The sequence below is a fragment of the Candidatus Micrarchaeia archaeon genome (genome assembly GCA_041653315.1).
In the GTDB taxonomy this organism is placed as follows: Archaea; Micrarchaeota; Micrarchaeia; order Anstonellales; family JAHKLY01; genus JAHKLY01.
In genome coordinates this window covers 28,483-29,556 of the sequence record JBAZFO010000015.1, presented here as the reverse complement: position 1 = coordinate 29,556, position 1,074 = coordinate 28,483, and the positions used below count along the sequence as shown (strand labels likewise).

The following is a 1,074-nucleotide window of genomic DNA, read 5'->3' as shown; positions in this document are numbered from 1 at the left end:
ATTTTTATCATAAAATCTATAACTGGATTACTAGAATGCGCATCTCCTTGAATTCTTTTGAATCCTTGTTCTTTTGCAAATTCTTCAACTGTTTGTATTAATTTTGTTCCTATTTTATTTCCTTCAAATACTGGATGAACTCTTAAATTTTTAAGTTCTAATATTGAAGAATCTTGTTTATGTTTTTGAAATATCAAAGAACCTAAAATAACACCTTCAGAATTTGTAATATATGCTCCTTGTTTATACCCTAATTCTAATTCTCTTTTACATTTTTCTAACCATAATTCATAATCTGGATAATCTAAGGGAAATCTTTTAATAAAAGTATAAAGAGTTTGAATAAGTTCGGGATCTGATAAAATTACGGGTTTTAAAATTTTTGAATTTGTATTTATTATTAATTCTACTTTAGGTGTGATTGGAGATTCTTGGATCGTAGTTATTATTTTTTCATTTGAAATTAAATCCATAAATATATTAAATACCACTAAGTTTAAAATACAATAACTATATGAATAGCCTTTTATTATTTCTTTTCTTATTTCTTATATGGAATATTTAGCTGACTTACATGTACATTCAAAATATGCTATGGCTACTTCACCAAGAAGTGATTTAGATAGTTTTTCCGAATGGGCAAAATATAAAGGAATTGATATTTTAGGAACTGGTGATTTTTGCCATCCTTTATGGTTTAAGGAATTAAAAGAAAAATTTAAAGAAAAATCTGAAAATGGAATTTATTCTTATAAAAATACTAAATTTGTATTACAAAATGAAGTTTCTACTATTTATTATAAAAACGGAAAATGTAAAAAAATTCATCATATTTTATATGCTCCTTCTTTAGAAGTAGTTGAACAAATAATAGATGCGCTTGGAAAAAAATGCGATTTAAAAGCAGATGGAAGACCAATTTTAAAAATCAGTTCTCCTGAATTAGTTGAAACAATAATGAATATTTCAAAAGATAATGAAGTCATCCCTGGGCATTGTTTTACGCCGTGGTTCGGAGTTTTTGGTTCTAAAGGAGGATTTGATTCAATAGAAGATTGTTATGAAGACCAGACA

Annotated in this window: 2 protein-coding genes; one reads left to right on the top strand and one right to left on the bottom strand. The window is 26.1% G+C overall.

The features are described from left to right. Positions 1-473: GNAT family N-acetyltransferase (locus tag WC356_04225; GenBank protein MFA5382349.1), on the bottom strand; the 473-nt coding region annotated here is incomplete at its 3' end. A gap of 79 nt (positions 474-552) precedes the next feature. Between WC356_04225 and WC356_04220 the strand changes: the two genes are divergently transcribed. Further along, on the top strand, positions 553-1,074 hold a 522-nt coding region (locus tag WC356_04220; GenBank protein MFA5382348.1), incomplete at its 3' end, for a DNA helicase UvrD.